The organism is Hominiventricola filiformis (genome assembly GCF_020686965.1).
GTDB lineage: Bacteria > Bacillota > Clostridia > Lachnospirales > Lachnospiraceae > Hominiventricola > Hominiventricola filiformis.
In genome coordinates, this window is the sequence record NZ_JAJEPS010000013.1 from 13,165 (window position 1) to 31,394 (window position 18,230).

Annotated in this window: 21 protein-coding genes; 2 read left to right on the forward strand and 19 right to left on the reverse strand. The window is 40.3% G+C overall.

The annotated features are described in order from the left end of the window. Positions 1 to 18: 18 nt before the first annotated feature. The 8 genes from LKD36_RS12385 to LKD36_RS12420 all read right to left on the reverse strand — a co-directional run bounded on the left by LKD36_RS12385 (position 19) and on the right by LKD36_RS12420 (position 5,135). The gene (locus LKD36_RS12385; protein ID WP_118693543.1) at positions 19 to 459 is read right to left on the reverse strand and encodes a hypothetical protein; all 441 of its coding nucleotides are present in this window, start codon (positions 457 to 459) and stop codon (positions 19 to 21) included. A 314-nt stretch (positions 460 to 773) separates the two neighbouring features. Next, positions 774 to 1,010, reverse strand: coding sequence for a hypothetical protein (locus tag LKD36_RS12390; RefSeq protein WP_291222436.1), 237 nt, complete (start codon positions 1,008 to 1,010; stop codon positions 774 to 776). Between the two features lie 52 nt (positions 1,011 to 1,062). Next, positions 1,063 to 1,653: a hypothetical protein gene (locus tag LKD36_RS12395; protein ID WP_020989788.1), complete on the reverse strand. Its 591-nt coding sequence runs from the start codon at positions 1,651 to 1,653 to the stop codon at positions 1,063 to 1,065. 442 nt (positions 1,654 to 2,095) lie between these two features. Beyond that, the gene (locus tag LKD36_RS12400; RefSeq protein ID WP_308459760.1) at positions 2,096 to 2,647 is read right to left on the reverse strand and encodes a molecular chaperone GrpE; all 552 of its coding nucleotides are present in this window, start codon (positions 2,645 to 2,647) and stop codon (positions 2,096 to 2,098) included. Positions 2,648 to 2,713: 66 nt separating this feature from the next. Then, positions 2,714 to 3,067 (reverse strand): plasmid mobilization protein, encoded by a 354-nt coding sequence (locus LKD36_RS12405; RefSeq protein ID WP_308459761.1) that lies wholly within the window; start codon positions 3,065 to 3,067, stop codon positions 2,714 to 2,716. Further along, entirely contained in the window at positions 3,060 to 4,175 is a 1,116-nt protein-coding gene (locus LKD36_RS12410) for a site-specific integrase (RefSeq protein WP_308459762.1), read from the reverse strand. Before LKD36_RS12410 ends, LKD36_RS12405 begins: the two co-directional genes overlap by 8 nt. 212 nt (positions 4,176 to 4,387) lie before the next feature. Continuing rightward, positions 4,388 to 4,822, reverse strand: coding sequence for a hypothetical protein (locus tag LKD36_RS12415; protein WP_308459763.1), 435 nt, complete (start codon positions 4,820 to 4,822; stop codon positions 4,388 to 4,390). A gap of 106 nt (positions 4,823 to 4,928) precedes the next feature. Further along, positions 4,929 to 5,135, reverse strand: a complete 207-nt coding sequence (locus LKD36_RS12420) for a hypothetical protein (protein ID WP_308459764.1) — start codon at positions 5,133 to 5,135, stop codon at positions 4,929 to 4,931. 182 nt (positions 5,136 to 5,317) lie between these two features. Here LKD36_RS12420 and LKD36_RS12425 point away from each other — a divergent pair, with 182 nt between their 5' ends. Next, a complete protein-coding gene (locus LKD36_RS12425) occupies positions 5,318 to 5,833 on the forward strand; it encodes a helix-turn-helix domain-containing protein (protein ID WP_182432652.1) in 516 nt (171 codons plus the stop codon). A 326-nt stretch (positions 5,834 to 6,159) separates the two neighbouring features. Here LKD36_RS12425 and LKD36_RS12430 read toward each other — a convergent pair whose 3' ends face one another. The 11 genes from LKD36_RS12430 to LKD36_RS12480 all read right to left on the reverse strand — a co-directional run bounded on the left by LKD36_RS12430 (position 6,160) and on the right by LKD36_RS12480 (position 17,189). Then, entirely contained in the window at positions 6,160 to 7,020 is an 861-nt protein-coding gene (locus LKD36_RS12430; protein ID WP_119225125.1) for a KilA-N domain-containing protein, read from the reverse strand. Positions 7,021 to 7,210: 190 nt separating this feature from the next. Continuing rightward, the gene (locus tag LKD36_RS12435) at positions 7,211 to 10,468 is read right to left on the reverse strand and encodes an AAA family ATPase (RefSeq protein WP_308459765.1); all 3,258 of its coding nucleotides are present in this window, start codon (positions 10,466 to 10,468) and stop codon (positions 7,211 to 7,213) included. Further along, positions 10,465 to 11,568, reverse strand: coding sequence for a metallophosphoesterase family protein (locus LKD36_RS12440; RefSeq protein ID WP_308459766.1), 1,104 nt, complete (start codon positions 11,566 to 11,568; stop codon positions 10,465 to 10,467). Before LKD36_RS12440 ends, LKD36_RS12435 begins: the two co-directional genes overlap by 4 nt. Positions 11,569 to 11,681: 113 nt before the next feature. After that, on the reverse strand, positions 11,682 to 12,059 hold the full coding sequence (locus tag LKD36_RS12445) for a TnpV protein (RefSeq protein WP_308459767.1): 378 nt from the start codon (positions 12,057 to 12,059) through the stop codon (positions 11,682 to 11,684). Between the two features lie 17 nt (positions 12,060 to 12,076). Next, on the reverse strand, positions 12,077 to 13,507 hold the full coding sequence (locus LKD36_RS12450; protein ID WP_308459768.1) for a MobA/MobL family protein: 1,431 nt from the start codon (positions 13,505 to 13,507) through the stop codon (positions 12,077 to 12,079). 305 nt (positions 13,508 to 13,812) lie between these two features. After that, positions 13,813 to 14,040 (reverse strand): DUF5348 domain-containing protein, encoded by a 228-nt coding sequence (locus LKD36_RS12455; RefSeq protein ID WP_118324628.1) that lies wholly within the window; start codon positions 14,038 to 14,040, stop codon positions 13,813 to 13,815. An 83-nt stretch (positions 14,041 to 14,123) separates the two neighbouring features. Next, on the reverse strand, positions 14,124 to 14,357 hold the full coding sequence (locus tag LKD36_RS12460) for a complexin-2 (protein ID WP_308459769.1): 234 nt from the start codon (positions 14,355 to 14,357) through the stop codon (positions 14,124 to 14,126). Positions 14,358 to 14,452: 95 nt separating this feature from the next. Beyond that, complete coding sequence (locus LKD36_RS12465; RefSeq protein ID WP_308459770.1) at positions 14,453 to 15,595, reverse strand: helicase RepA family protein; 1,143 nt, start codon at positions 15,593 to 15,595, stop codon at positions 14,453 to 14,455. Beyond that, on the reverse strand, positions 15,585 to 15,920 hold the full coding sequence (locus tag LKD36_RS12470; protein WP_308459771.1) for a plasmid mobilization protein: 336 nt from the start codon (positions 15,918 to 15,920) through the stop codon (positions 15,585 to 15,587). Before LKD36_RS12470 ends, LKD36_RS12465 begins: the two co-directional genes overlap by 11 nt. Next, positions 15,910 to 17,001, reverse strand: a complete 1,092-nt coding sequence (locus LKD36_RS12475) for a site-specific integrase (protein ID WP_308459772.1) — start codon at positions 16,999 to 17,001, stop codon at positions 15,910 to 15,912. Before LKD36_RS12475 ends, LKD36_RS12470 begins: the two co-directional genes overlap by 11 nt. Next, complete coding sequence (locus tag LKD36_RS12480; protein WP_064786371.1) at positions 17,001 to 17,189, reverse strand: hypothetical protein; 189 nt, start codon at positions 17,187 to 17,189, stop codon at positions 17,001 to 17,003. The genes LKD36_RS12475 and LKD36_RS12480 overlap by 1 nt, the downstream gene beginning before the upstream one ends. A 336-nt stretch (positions 17,190 to 17,525) precedes the next feature. Here LKD36_RS12480 and LKD36_RS12485 point away from each other — a divergent pair, with 336 nt between their 5' ends. Further along, positions 17,526 to 18,059: a helix-turn-helix domain-containing protein gene (locus LKD36_RS12485; protein ID WP_308459773.1), complete on the forward strand. Its 534-nt coding sequence runs from the start codon at positions 17,526 to 17,528 to the stop codon at positions 18,057 to 18,059. Positions 18,060 to 18,230 lie beyond the last annotated feature (171 nt).

The following is an 18,230-nucleotide window of genomic DNA, read 5'->3' on the forward strand; positions in this document are numbered from 1 at the left end:
CTCCTCGTCAAATTGAAGTTATTTTTCTTCTATAGATTCTGTTACATTAGTTCTATATTTCTCTTCACATGCTTTTAAGTAATCAAAGCATAATCCACCATCACATCTATAGAAAAATGGATCTTTACAAATTATATTATCACTATTGAGAATAAATACAGGTATGATATCTTTATCGTTGCTGTTTATATAACTAATTTTGAAACTGTATCCTGTTCTTCCAAGTGAAATGCCATCTCTTTTCATTGAAATACCTTGAATATTCGCCACTATATATTCGATATCTTCTGAATCGGTGATAGTAAAACCAGTTCCTGTATTTCCATCGAACACATTTATATGGTCTACCTCAGAAGGATTTACATTCTTACCGAATTTCTTTGGCATGAAATAGTAACCTACTGTACCTACCAATAACACAGCAATTAAAATAACCAGAATACGCAGTTTCTTTTTCATACACTCTTTACCTCCCCAAATATCGATTTGCTTGTTCCATAAAATTCATTTTATTCGCCTTCAAACTTGCTGGCGGCGAACAGCATTTTATGCTGTTTGCGGACGGCAAGTCCACAAGGGATAGACGCACAAGCGTCGCAAGGGAGTGTAGCTCCCTTGACGGAACGAAGTGACGAAACATTCTCGGTCGTGCAGTTTTCTTCTGCTGACCGGGAATGAAGCTCCGCAGGACGCACATACTCCCGATAGGAGAGTATAGAAGTGCGCCCTTTAGTTCCTAAAGGGGTTTTATCAGTGCGACAAACTTGAAGTTGTCAGCATCCTTCGTTTTTATCTTTTATATCGTCTTTTAACGATTTGATTTCTTCCAGAATGAGTTCAGTACAAACGACTATAATACCTGAAAGAAGAATAATTCCACCATAAATCGGATAAATAAAGGATTCTCGGACTCCACCGCCAATGATGCCAGACAAGAGCTGCCACACACCGCTGAACGGCCAAACAACTAAAGCAAATACCACAATCATCATAATAATAGCTTTTTTCATTGTACTTTGCCTCCTTAAATTGCGATTTCTCAGTTTCAAAAACTGGAAGTTGTTAGTCGCTATCTTGTTTGCGGTTAAATTCAAAAACGACAGGTTCAAATTCAACTAAATGCTTATCTTGGGTGTTAGTTCCTTTAGGGTTCTCTATGCCGGTAACTTCATAGTATTCATCACTGTATTGTATTTTACTACCATCAAAATCTTTTTGAATGGATTTGACATATTCAAACGGATTTTCTATTGGTAACAAACTTAATGCCCGCTGTAGCTGTTGTGCCGCTGTCCTCTGCTCATCGGTCAGTATTTTTTCTTCGTTTGCCATGTGTTCTTCAAATTTATTTTTATCCATCCAAACGATTTGCTCCAATGGGTTAGCAGTACCACAAGCCAAGATTAAACGGATAAAATCTTCAAAATTTGCCGCTAATGGATATACATTTTGGTCTACACAACTTTCTGGATTGCAGGCAAATACCATTTCTCCATATTCCGGCAAAAAGCAATACAGAATACATCCTTCAAATCCGATTGGCTTTGCGTTGACGGGATAGCAAAAATACGGCTCTGCAATATCTCCATATTCTAAACATAAAAGTCCCTTATCTATGGGAAGTGCCATATACTTTTCGTAAATCGTTTCCATTGATGTGCCTCCACAAAATCCCGATTTGTCAATTTTATTTTATCATATTTCATCATCGTATTTCAACTGCACGTTCTATCAGTATAGTGAACTCTCCTTTCAAAATTTCCTCACGGTGAGGAAATTACAAAATTGCTCGTCAGCGATTTCGTTTTTGTTGCACTGTTTGTGAGATAATCGTTTTGCAAAATGTTATGGCTGGGGGTATTAGGGGGCAGTGCCCCAGTGTAGCGGCTAACAAGTGGGAAAATGGCACGAGTGTCTATATTTTCCCTATGCTTGCTATAGCAAGTATAGGGAGAATATTTGACAGCGAGTGTATATAATTTCCCCATGCTTGCTATATGCAAGTATGCGGGAATGTATATATTTTCCCCCTGCTTGCTATATGCAAGTATGCGGGAATGTATATATTTTCCCCCTGCTTGCTAATAATGTTGACCTACAGATTTTCGGTGTCAAGTAATGTGTTAAGCTGCGATTTCCACGCCATAATATTTTCGATTTCTTTTTCAAAAACATAGGATTCTTTTTGACGTTTTCGTTCCAAAAATTTATTCCAATAATAGTCCTTTTCCTTTTCTAAATCATTGATGTACTCTTGTAATTCGTCCCGTTCCTCTGAGGAATATTCTTCGGCATCAACGGTCATTTCTGCCATTTCTTTTTTATTGCTTTCAACTTCATCCATCAAATCAATATAATCGTCCAAATCTCCCCACAACAGCAAAAATTTCAGAAACGTATCATCTGAAAACATGGCAAACCAACAACGTTGATACCACTGTTCCGCATACATCCGTTCGTCACTTCCATTGGAATATGTTCCGTCTACTAAATCCCCGATGAAGTTCTCCAACAGTTCTGAAATCGTCAGACCGCCCTCACCTGATTTTTCGGCAAGGCGTCTCACATCTGCATCGGAAAGATTCACTGTTATGGTTCTTGGTTTTATAGTTTCAATTTCTTCTCTTTGTAAACTATAGTCTCTCATTACTTCCTCCCGTTTTATTCTGCTTGTTGTCCATAAATCAAACCAACATACAACACCAGAATATATTTAATTATTCTCCTTTAAGCTATTAAGCAATTCCAAAATCATTCTTAATTGTTCCAGTTTATCTGCATCAAAATTATCTGCTGATTCTAAACGTATTAAATGGTTTTCTATATTGCACAACTGACTTTTCACTTCACTTATTAAGCGTATATTTCCATAGCAAACAACTTTCTGATGCATTAGTGACTGAATACAAAATTCTTGTTTCAACAGACCAGATAGTGCCGCTCTTTGATTTATCTGTTCTCGCTCATCTTCGGTAACTCTCATATTGAAAATGATTTTACGCTTACGTCCCTTAGTATCTTGCTTTTTAACTTCTGTTTCATTTTTTGAATCAGCCCTCTTAAACATTTTCATCATCCCCTGTCAAATTTATTTTTTCACTAGCTCTAATCCTATCTTCCGATAGTTTCTCTGCAAGTTCATACTGTTTTGATGGATACAGGTGTGCATACATATATGTGATTGATATTCCTTTATGTCCTAGCCGCTCCGCTATCGCAACTGGTGAAAATCCCAATTCAATCAAATGTGCGGCATGAGAATGTCGCAAATCATGAATCCTAATTCTTTTTACACCGCTCTCTTTACAACCTCTATCCATTTCATGATGTAAGTAACTTTTGGTAACATTAAAAATCCTCATATTGGGTGTTATCCCATAAAGAGAAGCTATAAAATCTTGGATTTCTTCGCACAAAAAATCCGGCAATGAAATAGTCCGATTGCTCTGTTCCGTTTTAGGATCAGTAATCATATCTTTCTGTCCAATACGTTGATAGCTTTTATTGATAATTAACTGCTTCGTAACAAAATTAAAATCGCTTGGTGTCAATGCCAGAAGCTCTCCCTCTCTAATTCCAGTCCAATACAATATCTCAAATGCGTAATATGACACAGGTTTGACCTTCATATACTCGATAAATTGCAAAAACTCGTCTTGCGTCCAGAAATGCATTTCTTTAGCATTTTGTCGCCCCATTTTTCCTGCTTGTGCAGATGGATTGACCGGTAACGAATAAAATCTTCTGGCATGGTTAAAAATTGCACTTAATTGATTTTGGATAGTACGCAGATATGTCGGTGAGTATGCATTTCCATCTTCATCTCTGGCGTTCAGCAACTCATTCTGCCATTGGATAATATCCGATGCTTTTATAGATGCTAATGAGCGTGAGCCAAAGTAAGGAATAAGTTTATTATCAATGATATAACGCTTATTCTCCATTGTGCTTTCCCTAATGCGTGGCTTCATATCATTCATATAAATCTCTGCAAATGCCTTAAAACTCATATTCATATCCTTAGACTGCGACTGTAGAAATTCCCTCTCCCATGCCAAAGCCTCTTTCTTTGTCTGAAATCCACGTTTAGTTTTAATCTGCTTGTTCCCCATCCAATCTATGTATCGAATATAGACCTTCCAAGTTCCTCTTTTTGTATCCTTGCTTGCACTCAAAGTTAATCCTCCTAATACCTAATCGTCCAAGTATATATGGCATACATATATATGCGTCTATTTTTTAGACTTGAACTGTCGTCTATTTTTTAGATGAGTACAGGGTCTATTTTTTAGACGACAACGTTTTTCACTGTTTTCTTGTCGTCTGATTTTTAGATGCCACTCTCGTCTAATTTTTAGACTCGTAAAATTCTTTTATTTGTTTTCCGTTATTTTCTTTGTGGTTGCTTTCTTTTGCTCTTAGCATTTTTACCGATACGTTCATCTGTAAACCAATCTCTCCTTTTGCTATGGTAATTCTTCCATTCCGCACTAAATTCAAACTTTGACGGAGAATATGCATTTGATGCCAATTGTTTTATTAAACCATTATCTATCAATTCTTTTTTCACTTTCAAAAATGTTTGGCGGCTTATAGATGCATCTTTTATTGCATTCTCATACGTGTAAGTGAATACTTTGTTTCCTTTCGCTCTGAACTTCATGTACGTAAATACCCTATAACTATTTGCAGATAAATCCATCACAGCATCCGAATGAAATTGAGTATTAGCAAGTCTGACATAACCGCTTTCTATACCGTTATCCGTTATTGTTTCATAAAACTCAAACTTCCTTATCGTACTCTTTCTAGATTTTCCCATGACCACGTTTCTCCTTGATTATCATATAAAAACGCGGTACAATTTATTAAACGAAATAAATATCCGCACTTTCTAACAGCTCTTCCTTTGCCGAGGGAGGGCTGTTTTATTCTTTAGTCATGCCGTAAATCTTTTTTTCATAATAAGCCCTTGGAATACGTCCGCAAATAGTTGTATAACCTTGCTCTTTCAGTTCTTCATTCCAACCTGCAATCATGCGATACGCAAAAGGTCTGGAAATCTGTAAATCATGCATCACCGTTTCTACTCTCACAAAAAGCTGTTCACTTTTTAATTTTTTCGATGTACTCATTATTCGCAACCTCCATTTTGTTCTCTTTTTTGTTATTTGGTGACCATTTTGTCCCCCCTTGTATTCATATTATCTAATGTAACACTTTTTGTCAATCTTTATTGTGCTTAGGTTCTCATTTTGTTCTTGACAATGTATGTACAATGTATTAGAATAAAAAAAATATGATTGGAGATATTATTATGAATGTCAGCGAAAAAATCAGATATTATAGAGAACTCCGTGGGTTGACTCAACAACAGCTTGCGGATTTTTCTGGTATTCCTCTGGGTACACTAAAAAAGTACGAAACAGGTAATAGAAATCCCAAACAAGAACCTTTACAACGCATTGCTGATGCCTTACATATTAGTATCACCTCTTTTCAAGACATTCATTTAGAAACCATTGGAGAAGTTGCACCTTATCTATTTGCTATCTCCAAAGTTGGCAAAGTTCAGTTTCATGGTAACAAAGATGCTGATGGAAAATTTGACCTAAATACTCTGACCATATCTTTTGATTCTCCTGTATTAAAGCATTTTCTAAAGGAATGGGCAGACAGTAAAGTTATCATCGACCATTTAAGAGATGAAGCTCAATTTTCTCCAGATGAAACAACAAAAGCATTTTTACTTAACCGTGCTGATGAAATTGAGCAAGAATTGGAACTCCGAATGGTTGATTCTCAAATGCTCATACAAAGTGCAAAAAAATAAGGAGCCTTATCGGCTCCTCGCTTGTTTATTCGTTGCATTTTCCTCAAACTGCAAGCATTTTGCAAGCACAAAGCCCAGAAACCTTTGATTTATAAGGCTTCTGGGCTTTATTATACTATTCAAACTCGACAATCACTAATCAATTTTGTTTAGAGATTATTTGTTGCCGTGTTCGCTTTTCTTTCGATTTTTTGATTTATCCATATTATCCTGCCTATATGGGCTGATGTTATCAGTCTGTTATCGGTATTGATAACACCCGCTCCGTAGCTGTGGATAATAGCAATATATTCCGCTTCAGATTATAAGCGGTTTTGCTTAGGAAATCAACCATTTGTTTCTGTATCTTCAATAAGATTTTTCTTTAGTGCCTCAATCGTATCTTGGTTCTTTCTTAAAAGTTCTAATTGCCTGTACGCTTTTTCTCTTAATATTTTCAACCTTTCAATTTTAGGCACTTCCTGCCTTATCAGGTCTGCGTTTGTATCTTCCAGATTGATAAGCACAACCAATTCTTCCGCAGAAGCAAAATCTCTGATATTAGGAGTTTTCCCTTTTATTCCTTTTTCATTTCTCCATTGTGCTGCCGTTTTTCCAAACAAAGCCATATTTAGAATATCTGCTTCTGAAGCGTATGTATATGCCATTTCCTGCGGAGATAATGTAGGAGTTATCAAAAATTCTTTTACTGCATCCGTGTGGATACGATAGTTTATTTTTGAAAGTTCTCTCTTTACATCCCAGCCAATCGCTAACCGATCTGCTTCATCTTTCTTTAATCGCTGATAATCTTTGATGATATAAAGCTTAAATTCCGGCGAAATCCATGAAGCAAACTCGAAAGCTATATCTGTATGAGCATAAGTACCGCCATATCGTCCTGATTTTGATACGATGCCGATTGCATCCGTTGCTTTTATCCATTGTTGCGGTGTCAATGTAAAAGCATTATCTCCTGATTCCGCTTTAAACCTATCGAATTCGATAGGTTTAAAATTAGGATTGTGAATTTGTTCCCACAAGCCCAAAAATGAAATCGTAGAATGATTACGCATCCAGTTTGCTACCACGATAAAAGCATTGTCTGGATTTTTATATTTTGCAATATCCGTAAGTGAAATGTAAGCATCTTCATTAACAACATCGCCCATCACTCTGATTTCTGTTCCATTGGCATCTATTTTCATGTTTTTCAATCTTGAAACTTCCCCTTTCTGTAATATTGACACTATTTTCACACTAAATAGCTATTTCGGTGTTATACCTATATCCTTTACAAATATCTTATCTACTTATGCTGTGATGAAAGGTTGTGATGAAAGCCACATTCTAATTGAATTTGAATGTGGCTTTGATAGAACTTACCATAAGTAAGTATTATTGTCGGCTTGAGTTGCAAACCAAATATATTACCTGATGATCTTGTGCAATCTTGTCCAACATTTCTCGTGCGCGTTTCGTGTGTTTATCGTCCAAATTTACAAACGGATCATCAAGAATCAAAAACGGTTTTTCCTCGCCAAACAGTGCATCCACAAGGGCTAATCTCATACATAGTACGATACAATCTATCATACCAGCACTGAAACTGCCTACTTCACGAGCCGCACCTTTCTCGTCAATATGTAAATGCAAGTCGTTATCGACCATCACCTTACCAATTCCTTTTTCCATAAGAGTATCAGAATAATACTTAAAACCACGTTCAACTTTACCTATATAACTATTGGCAAGATTATCCTTAGCTCGGTTCAATAAGAACATTGTCTGTTCGGTAAGAGCACATTTTTTTTCTGCATTCTCCTCTTCAATCTTTAATCGTGCCATACGATCTTCCCATACAGGGATGTTCTCGACTAAACGACGAATGCTATCACGCTCCTGACGTAGATTGCGCAGTTTTTCATCAATATTATCAATTTGTTCTTGGATGTTTTTTTCAGATATCTGCAATTCTTCCATATTCGGAATACTCACATCTGCATCAGCTGCATCGTTTTCAACATCAGGATTTTCTTCCATAAAAGTTATCAGTTTTCTCTGAGCTTCGGCAAGGGCTTTCTCGGTAGATTCTCTGCTATGTACATCCTCATCTGCATGGTCAAGCAGGTTCTCCGGGGTATCTCCCGAAAGTTGATATTTTGCCAAGAACTGTTCCACCAACGCATTGGCTTGCATTTTTCGGGACGAAGTGCTTTCAAAATCTTGCGTATAGCGAGCAAGGCGTTCGGTTGCTTCTCTATACCCATCAAACCGTTTCCGAAGATTTTGCAGACAGCTATTATATGGCAAGGTCTGATCCAGCGCATTGTAAGAAAGCAAAATTCTGCGAATCTCCTCCGTCAATGTATTCGCACGCGCTTGATATTTTGCGTTGCCCTCCAACATCGCTTGTTTCTTAGCTGTAAGTTCTCGATAATCCCTAACCTCACTACTCAGTTCACGAATCCCTTGCCGCAAGTCATCAGGCAGAATAACAGGATAATATGTATGTAGAACGGAAACAATTTGTTCACGACAACTATTTATCTTTTTATTCAACGCTTCACGCTTTTCCGTTACCGCTTTGCTCTCTGCCATTAAAGTCTGATATCGACTACAGCTTTCACGCAACTCTTTTACAAAGTCATCCCGGTATTCGGTATGAGGAAAATATTGGTCAAACAGTGACCGAATATCCTGATTCTTCCCTTCAATCTCTGCATCAATTTCCTTCAACTCGCTCTCTACAGTCTTCTTCTTTTTATTTAACTCTGTGTAAGTTTTTACGTCAATGAGCAGTTTCACCAGTTTGTTGTCCGGCTCCGCTGCATTCTCGTAAAAGCGTAACAGAAAATCGTTCAAGGCATGCTGCAAATCGTAAAGCTCTTGATTTTCTGCATCAGAAATTGCACTTGCTTTAATGACCGAAGTCGTGCCTTGTTTTTGATTTTTAATTGCAGATTGAGTATGCAGCCAAAATGAAGCAAATAAAGCCCCAAAACCAATAACGAGAAGGATAATGCCGGGAATCAAGAAATTCAGTACCAAGCCAACAATACCAACAATCAGAAATACTACCCCTGCACCACCGCAAAGCAAGGGCATTTTTAATGCTGGCGGAGTTTCACTTACACGCTCCTGCTGCACGATGGTTGTTTGCGTATTTTTTCTGGTAATAAGTTCTGCGATTCGGCGACTATCCTTTTGCTTATCTCGAATTTCATCTTCCGTAGGCACACCCAATGCAAAGGTACGTTTCAGCGCCTTGTATTGTTGTTGTTCGCTTTCGGGAAAACCATGTACAGCACGGCTTTGTTTCAGTACATCACGATCATGCTGAGCCTGTTCGCAGGCATCCAAAACACTATCACTCGGCATCCCAGAACCGAATAACTCTTTAAGCCGGGCAAGACATTTCTGATTTTCAACAGGTATCGAAAGATCGGCTTGCCGATGCTGTGCATCGCTTAACTCATCTGCAATATCCATATATTTTTGCAGCTCTTCTTCCGTAGGGAGAGAAGATTTAAAGCGCTCAGACAATATTTTAAGCCGTTCCAATTCTTCCGGCAGCATCTGGGCCGTCACCTTTGCGGAAACTTCTCCCAGTTCCTTACAGTCTTGATCACAATGATCAATATCCGATACTACCTTATCATTATCTGCAAACCACTGCTGTTCTCTATCGACTATCTCCCTGTCTGCATTGTTAAACTTTAATGCCTGCAGGCGTTGCCTCTCCTGCTGAATCACACTCAGATTCTCGCGTTGCGTCTTGATTTCCTCTGGAGTCGGATACCCTGCAGGATAATTCTTATCCATCTCATGCAAATATTGCTGATTCTTGCTGATATCTGTACGCAATTCCCCTAAATGTCTTTGAGTAACTTGCCGTGCTTTTTGATGCGATGCCCGTCGAATTTTCTCACGCAAAACGCTTATGTCCTCCGTTTTGGCTGTTTTCTCTCTATTCAATTGTTCGATTTCTTCTACAATATCCTGCAGTCGCGGTTTTTGCTGTTCAGCTTGATCTTTCTGGTTTTCAAGAGTAAGGTGTTTATCGCGTACTTCATTGATAATTCCCCCATTACCACGATATGCGCGGAATTTTGTTCGATAGTCGCGCAGTTTTTTCTCAGCGGTATCATAATTGCTAAGATCATTGGTATCCTCTACCAAATTACTCAGTTTTGTTCGAATTGACGTTGTTGCTTCTACGTCACTTGCAGATAACTGCGGAACATAGGTACTACGGGCAAAAGAATCCGCATCCAATCGGAACAGCTCTTCCCCAAGTTTTTCCGAATATACTTCACTTAGTCGCCGGCTGCTCAAATCTAACAAAGAAAAGGTATCTTTCGCAGCCGTCTTACCAAAATAACGAGTAACGCGGTAGCTGGTGTCCTGTATTTTAAACTCCAGATAGCCACCATACTTTCCACCCTGCCACGGATCATAGCGCTTGCGTTCATTTTCTACGATATTCCGTGCACCTGTACGAGGGAATCCATAGAACATAGCTTTGATAAAAGCAGCAAAGGTACTCTTACCAAAGCCGTTACCTTGACAGATTATTGTCAACCCATCATCAAAGGCAAAATCAAAATCAGACAGTACGCCGAAGTTTTCAATATGACATCTGATCAATTTCATAGCGTAATCTCCTCTCCCATCAATGCCTGCATACCCGTGCGGATAATGGCTGCCTTATCCTCTTCGCTCGCATCACTGGATAATGTTAAACGAATAAATTCTCCCTTCAGTGAGATATCATTCTTGTAGTCCTCCGGGTTGATAGTCATACGGGTTTCATCCTTAACCTTAACAAAGAAAAAGTTGCTTTTTGCAAGATTCTGTAAATATGATAACGCAATATTGGCCATAGGGTCTATCCCACCTGAAAGAACAAACTCGACCATATCATCTGAAGAAATGTTTTGCGCAGCTCTTTTCATTTTTTGTCCAATCTCAGAATTTTTTGTCAGTCCTGTAATATCGACCAAAATTCGGTGCAGTTGCCGACGAGAAAAAGGCACAAATTCATGCTGGATCCGGTCTGAATCTACGGTAAGCAGTACAAAACCTTTCGGTCCACACTCATCAAAACCACGGCCTTCCAAGCAACCAGAATAGCAATAGATACCTTTACCATCCAATGTTTGCTCAGCATAAGTATGTATATGCCCCAATGCCAAATAGTCAATTCCCTTATTCTTAAGTTTAGAAATATTGACTTGGTCTACACCTGAAACTACTCCTGCCTGTCCATGCAGAGTAACGATATTGGCCACACCATTTTCATGTGGAACCTGCAAATAAAGGGACTGTGAGTTTGCTTCACAAATCTCAACTCCAGATATCGCCACGCTATCATATTTATAAGTTTTCCATTCCTTGCCAAATATTTTCAGGTTGTCTGGCATATCATGATCAGCAAACGCGTATGTAGCCCCATCGTGATTACCAGCAAGATATAGATAATCTACATTTGGTGTCCGTCGTATAGCATCCAAAATTTCATCTACAGTTCGAATCTTTATACGTTCACCGTCAAACATATCGCCCGCAATAATGACAGCTCGTACATCATTTTTAGCTGCATATTCAGTCAGTCTGAGAAACGTATGAATTATCTCAGTATTTCTGATCGATGCTTGTTCCTCTGTCATGTGAGTCTCCATAGGAGAGTCTAAATGCAGATCTGCACAATGGATAATCTTTGTCAATGATTTTCCCCCTATCCGAAAGAACATTTGATTTATAATTTGCTACTAATTATAATGTCCTGATTTTTCTTTCCTCAATTATATATTATTGTAAAGTAGGGAACAAGCCATTTTCTACCTTGTTCTCTACTGCATTACTTTTACTGATAAATTATTTCTTTGTCCACAATCTCCCTCGCACACGCCTGTATGTTATTCATCCTGCCTACCCATTTCCAGGTATTGTCTGCCTTTAACTGTTCTGTGATTCCCTGTGCCTGTTTTATCTGCTCCACAATCATTTCAAAGCGATCCTGTGCTTGTTCCTCTATATCTGTCAGATAACTGTTCAGTCTGCCACTCATCAGCAGATCCAGATATACAGTCTTGCGGTATTCCTTCAAATACTGCAAATGTCTTTGTCCCCATACTCCGACAAATCTCGGTTCTTCTTCCTCCGGCAAGGTAAGGTTGGGGATAAAGTAATCCCCACATCTTACATAAGTGCCGCCCATTTCTTCAAAAATTGTTTTCTTCATTTTCTGTTCCACCTTTCTCATCGTTCTCTGTCCGTATATTTCTTCTTTGCTGACTGTTTTGGCTGCTGTCTGCTTTCCTGCTGATAGAGGTGCAATTTTTCCCGTATGCTTGCCTTTTTCGGCGGTTCTGATGGCTTCTCTTTTTTCGGTTCTGTCTGATTTGCCCATACCCGCAACTCCTCGTTATATTCCCTGACCAGTTTTTCCGATTTCTGATATGTCTTTGCAAAAGACTTGACATCTGGATATCCTGCCTGTTTTACAGTCTGCTCCATATCCGTGTGGATACGTTTTTCCTGTTTCTCTGCCTGTTCAATTTTGCCTTCTAAGGATTTCCGTACTTTTCCTTTGAAAAATCCCGTTATCTCGGAAAGCTGTTTTTTCAATGAGGAAATTTCCTGCTGCGTGGACTTCATTGCCTGTGACTGCTTCTGAAGTTTCTCCATCAGCTTCCGCATATCATTCCATTCCTGTAAATCAATCTTCGGTACGGGCTTCGGCGGCAACTTAAATTTGAAAATCATTTCCAGTAAGAAGTCTTTTGCTCCTCGGATAATCTGCTGAAACATATCCGGCAGCCAACCATGTGCCCGTATAGATTGCAGTGTTTTGTCTGTGATTTTCTCCCTCTTAACTGTTAAAATATCTTCTTCAGAAATCCCCTCAACCAACGCCACATCAACTGTCCGATTCCATTCCTGCCTTGCCGCATTATCTGCCCGTATTTCTGCCTCTTTCGGGTTGTTCTTCCCGATTTTTTTCGTTGCCAGATACACACCACCCTGCTGAAATACGGACAGCTTTTCGGATTCTTCTTTCACATGGCTATTGATGATTTCCGTAAACATCTCCTTGACTTCTTTGGTAAAAGCATCGCTCTTAAACCATTCATCTTTCTTTGTAAAAATGTGGCTCTCATAAACTTCCCCTTTGGGAATAATACTGCATCCTACCCGAAGATTTCCCTGCTCATCTAAAATCTCTTTCTTCGTGCGTCTGTGCTTGCCTTGTTCATCATAAAACATATTTCTGGTAGCAATTTTCACTTCAGGATGTTCCAGCATTTTCCGCTCGCTGAATACGAGGTGGATATGGTAATTAGTCATTTTTTTGTTATGGTGAAGTGCCGCACTGCATTCCACATCGTACCTTTTATGAAAGCTGTCCGTGAAAAGCCTTACCACATCATCCGCCTTGTACTCAACAAAACTTTCCGGAAGTGCAATGATAAATTCCCGTCCTTCAATGCATTTTCCTGTTGTTCCGCTTGCCTTAAAATCCATCTGATTTTCTCTTGCAAGATTTTTCCAGAACTCCGGTGTTGCTCCTTCCGTATGGTAGGTCGCATAGAGATGTTCCTGTCTTTTCGGATTGGAAATATAATCAATTCTTCCTGCAACATCGGACAGCTTGTTTTGTCTGATAAATGAATGTCTGCCTATAAGCATTCTCCTTTCCCAGCTCTCGCCTGCTCTTACTGTGAGTAGGTGCATAGGCACCTGTTTACGAACTAACTGCCGTTTCCGGCACAAATAGCTCCCGGCAGGGCGAAATACCCTGAGTACAAACCTCTGATTTGTGCGATGGGTATATTTCGCTCTCAAACGCCGAGGGCTTTATAAAGTGCTACCTTTCTCTACCACGTTTCGGCTTGTGCTTTTCATCTTGGGCGTATCCGCCCTTTTTATTTGCCCGTATCCGGGCTTATTTTTTATTCCTGACATTAAACCGATTCTTTACTTTTCTATCTGATTTATTCCGGTATTCTTGCCCGCACATATTCCAGATTGCCGCAATAAGGCGTTCCCACCAGATACCATTCCATTGCAGGATTCATCTCCATCCTTGTCCGTACCCACTGGTCATCCACCAGAACTTCCATACACTCTCCGCAGTGAAATCCTCTATCAATCCATAAGTCCATTGACAGTAATCCATATCTTCCATTTTCACAGTTATAACCTAATCTTCCTTCTCTCATTGCATGATTCTCCTTTCCTGATTTCTCCTTGTCTGCTATCCACAGGGGCGTGCCACGCTCCTGTTCTTATCATCAAGGAAGAATTACCAACGGAAGCTCTCCTGCACTCCTCGTCTGTCCAGATACTCTTTTCTCGCCCGTTCCCGTTCTTCCTCTGTCGGGGCAGTTTTGAATTTTCCATACAGGTCACGCATGACCATCCTGTCTAATTTCTTCTCCAGCTCCTGCTTGATTTCTCTCTCGCAGCTCTCATCTTCAACCAAGTGAAAACGGAGCAACTGCATAAATAACTCCCGTGATATTTGCACATTTCCCATCTTATCCATCCTTTCCGTGACGGTATGTGACAGTCGTGACGGTTATTTTGATACCGCCCCGCTGTCAAAAATACCGTCACAACCGTCACGTACTGTCACGCATTCTCTGTATTGTCTTTCCAGAGCCTTAGTTTTCGTCCTTCGTGGACACGCTCACTCCGAAAGAGAATCCCATGTTCTGTATACAACCGTCCTGCAAGAACGTTCAGTTTTCTTGTGATAACGTGCGGTTGAATGTCCACATTTATCAGTGCAACAAGTGCGGTTGGCGAACCTTCCCAGTAAGGATTGTCCTTCCTAACAAGCTCCGCAATCTCATCCAGTAACGGCTCCGGCGGTTCTTTCCATAACTCCGTCTCCGCCTTTTGTAAATCCCACAACAGGGTTTCTGTATTGCGGATAAGATACAACTTCTGGTCTTGCTGATCTCTACCAGACACTTCCAGTGTTGCGGCATTGCCTGTCCGTTTTTCTTTCTGAAGAAGAAACGCTCCGTCTGCCGCCCCAAGCAGTCCGCTTGTCCCGGAAATCATGTCAAACTTATCATCCGCATTCTGCTTTCTTGTGTGGTGTACGAGCAGTAAACAAAGTCCGTGGGCATCCGCAAAACTTTTCAGTCTTGCCATAATCTGATAATCATTTGCGTAACTGTAATTATCGCCGCCAACCTCACGCACTTTCTGAAGCGTATCAATAATAATCAGCTTCGTATCCTTATGCTCTGCCACAAATCTTGCAAGCTGTTCATCCAGCCCATTTCCAAGCTGACTGGCAGAAACTGAGAAGTAAAGATTATCGGTACTTTCTGTCCCGAACATCCGGTACAGACGCTCCTGCAAGCGGCGGTAATCATCCTCAAGCGCCAGATACAGCACCGTCCCTTTTCGGGTGGTATAATTCCAAAGCGGTGTGCCTGTACTGACATGATAGGCAAGCTGTGCCATCAGAAAACTCTTTCCCAGTTTGGGCGAACCTGCAAAGATATAAGTGCCGGGGTAGAGCAGTCCGTCAATCAACGGCTGCTTACTCCGATACTGTGTGTCAAACAGTTCATTCATGGAAATTATCTGGAGATAGGATGGGTCTGATCGCAACTGCATTTCTCTCTGCAATTCCTCAAAAATCTTGATATTTCCACCATTCTCGGATATACTACTTGTAGGTTTTTTTGAAATCGGCTGCTCCGTATCTGCGCCAACAGATACATCCGGGGCAGTCTTTTCTTTTTTATTTTCCATCCTCGTCCTCTCCTTTCAGACCGCCCAGAATAACAGCGATTAGTTCAATGACATTCAGCAGTTCTTCATCCACACGGTTTCCTGCTTCAATCCGCTTTAGTTCTGCGAGGACAGCGGCAAGTTCCGTTTTGAGTGCCTTGAATACTCTCGGATTTCCCTGTACCACTACATCCTGATTCAGGCAACGGCGGTAGCAGTATTCCTGCTTTGGCAGTCCCGATAAGGCAACTGCCTTGTTGATGAGTTCATTTTCTTCGGGCGATACCCGAAACCCTACTGTGATGTTTCTCCGACGGTTTTTGTTATCTCTGTTCTTAGCTGACATTTTCAAACTCTCCTTTCCCTAAATCGTCTAATCTATCTGCCATTTCCGTCTGCTTTGACGGGAACAGATGAGCGTACTGGTAAGTGATGTCAATGTTTTCATGCCCTACACGGTCTGCAATCGCCACCGCTGAAAATCCCATATCAATCAGCAGGCTGATGTGGCTATGTCGTAAATCATGAATACGGATTCGCTTTACTCCTGCGGCTTTCGCACCTCTGTCCATCTCGTGATGAAGATAACTTTTTGTAACTGTGAAGATTCGTTCTTTCTTCTTCAGTCCGTAAAGCATCTGCAAATACTCCTGCATTTCTTCACAGAGGAACTTCGGCATTTTGATAATGCGGTTACTTTTCTTTGTTTTCGGTGTGGTAATCACATCTTCTCCGTGTAATCGTTGATAGGACTTGTTGATTCTGACCGTTTCTTTTTCAAAATCGAAGTCAGCGGCAGTCAGTGCCAGCAGTTCTCCCTCCCGGATACCGCACCAGTAAAGCATTTCAAAAGCGTAAAAGGAAACAGGCTTGTCCATCATCTCGAATGAGAATTTCTTATATTCTTCTTTCGTCCAGAACAGCATTTCCTTATGTTCCTCACTTCCCATATTTCCCACCTTGGCGGCAGGATTGGAACGCAGTTCATAATACCGCACCGCATGATTGAAGATAGCGGACAACTGATTGTGCAGTGTTTTCAGATAGGTCTGTGAATATGGCTTTTTCTTCTCATCCCGATAGGCAAGCATTTCATTCTGCCATGCGATAACCTCTTTTGTAGAAATCTCGCTGATTTTCAGCTTGCCGAAATAAGGTAAAATCTTCGTGCGGATGATATGCTCTTTTGTCAGCCATGTGTTCTCCTTCAGACGGCTTTTCATATCCCGGATATACAGTTCGGTAAAGGCTTCAAAACTCATATCCATATCCGAAGAGTTCTGCAACTGGAACATTCGCTCCCATTCCTGTGCTTCTTTCTTGGTAGCAAAGCCACGCTTGCATTTCTGCTTACGCTCGCCTTTCCAGTTTACATACCTCGCCATCACATACCATGTTCCATTGTCCTCGTTTTTGAATACCGGCATTATTCGTCCCCCTTTCCTGCTCCGTAGAGCCTTTCATAGAAATATTGACGGTTTACCCGTCCTGAAATGGTAATAAAGCCTTTTGCTTTCAGTTCCTCATTCAACTGACGGATTAGCTTGTAAGCATACGGCTTTGATACGCTTAGTTCCTGTGCCACTTCTTCGGCACAAATAAATCTGTTTTTCATATCATCAATCCCTTCTTTCGTTTTTTATTGCCGTTCTATCCGAATGAAGTTCCAGCAGGTATTCCCTGTTCGGCACTGTGCTGTCCCGATATATCGTAATATGTCAGGTGCTCGCTTGCTTTCTGGCAAGGTCTTGGCGGTTTATACTGTTCGGACGGTCATTTTGTTTTTTATTAAACTTATTTGCTTAATTTTGAACTTATTATACTAAGCATATTTGCTTGTGTCAAGTGGCTTTTCGGAAAACATTAAACTTTTTTGTTTTGCATTATCTTGACTTCTCTTAAACATATCTGCTATACTCATTGTAAAATACATACAAGGAGTGGACACGTTATGGCAATTGGAGAGAGAATACATTTTTTCCGCATTCTGCGTGGGATGACACAAAAATATCTTGGTACGATTGTCGGCTTTCCTGAGCGAAGTGCCGATGTACGTTTAGCACAATACGAAGCTGGAACAAGAAAACCGAAAGCGGAACTTACTGCTGCACTGGCACAGGCTCTAGATGTTTCCCCTCATGCCCTCGATGTGCCTGACATTGACAGCAATATCGGACTGATGCACACTTTATTTACCCTTGAAGATTTGTACGGTCTGACTGTCAGTGAATCAAACGGAGAAATCTGTCTGAAAGTCGAAACTTCCAAAGGCAAAGACGCTCACGAACTCCGGAAAATGCTGTATGCCTGGAAAGAGCAGGCTGACAAGCTATCTTCTGAAGAGATCAGTAAAGACAAATACGATGAGTGGCGTTACCACTACCCGGAGTTTGATACCACGCAAACATGGGCGAAAGTCCCATCGCAGGCACTTGGCGACGCTCTGGTCAAAATGTTCCAAGACAAACTCAAACCAGATAAATAAAGACGACAAAAAAGCCCTTAGCCATGAGTTTTATACCCACAGCTAAGGGCTTCGTTTATAATATGGATTTATTTGTTACACAACCACCTGTCATCATTCTCTAACCCTAAAACCACTGGATTACAAGAATAATGGCTCTCATGCAACTGTTATCAATTTGTTATCAAAAGA